The 998-nt window shown below is 59.2% G+C and carries 1 protein-coding gene; it reads right to left on the bottom strand.

Translation table 11 applies throughout. The annotated features are described in order from the left end of the window. Position 1: 1 nt before the first annotated feature. A partial coding sequence (locus C5S61_RS02475; protein ID WP_164689184.1) for a transposase occupies positions 2–998 on the bottom strand: 997 nt, incomplete at its 5' end.

Genomic DNA, 998 nt, shown 5'->3' on the forward strand with positions numbered 1-998 from the left:
CTTACTGCATGACATCCGGCCCAAGAACGGGCAATGGGACGACAACCCGTTCATAGTCAAGCGTCCGAAAGGCAGGGAGTTTCCACGTGATGGTGTGGGGACGACCGGTGCTTACATCCCGACAATGCCAGACCCCCAGCCGAAAGACATTGGCCCGTCGCGGCTGGGCAGTCGTGGTCGTTGGGCGTAGGATGGGCCGATGATCACGCTGGCGGCCTAACATCCAGAGCAACCAGGTTGCACACGCCACCCCCACCAACAATGCAGTCACTCGTTTAATATCCGTGATGCGGCTGCGTTCCCAGCCAAACCCATCCGATTTCAGGCGCAAAAAGCCGCGTTCTTGCCACCAACGCAGCGCATACAGCAGACAACAGACCGCCGTCGGTGGGAGATTCGTTGCCAAATACCAGACCACTGGTTGATGTCCTGGCCGTTCATGCCGATGGATCACCAGATTGGTCGTCCATGACCGCTGTTTCCACAGGGCCACCTGCTCGATGCGACGCGTAGGATAGCGTCGTGGGTGGAGTTGCCCCACCATTTGCCAGCCCTTGGTCGTTTTGACGTGAGTTTGGCAGCTCAGCCGAAAGACGTAGCCCCAGCCAAGCGCTTCGATACAGGACAAAAAGGGCATGCCTGCATGGACGCGATCGGCCAAGACAATCACGCGGAGGTGAGGCGGAATGACCTGGGCGAGGGCGTGCAGACACTGACGGGCATCGTCAGCCCACGCCGCATGAGGGTCATAGAGAAAGAAGCGAATCGGTAACGCCATGGCATCCGTGGCAATCACAATTTGGAGGATACGTACCCGGTCGGTGTGATGCGATTCATCGATGCAAAGACAGAGCGTATCGGCGCGATGGGCCGCCAAGACCGAGCGGATCAAGGGGTCAAGAACGGTCTCAACGTTGAGACGCTCATCGCGGAGAATGCGGCGGACTTGGGTGGCATTGCTAACCGGAGTTGCGCGGAAGGCGCTCCCCGTGGCAAGC

The sequence above is a fragment of the Herpetosiphon llansteffanensis genome, from assembly GCF_003205875.1.
GTDB lineage: Bacteria > Chloroflexota > Chloroflexia > Chloroflexales > Herpetosiphonaceae > Herpetosiphon > Herpetosiphon llansteffanensis.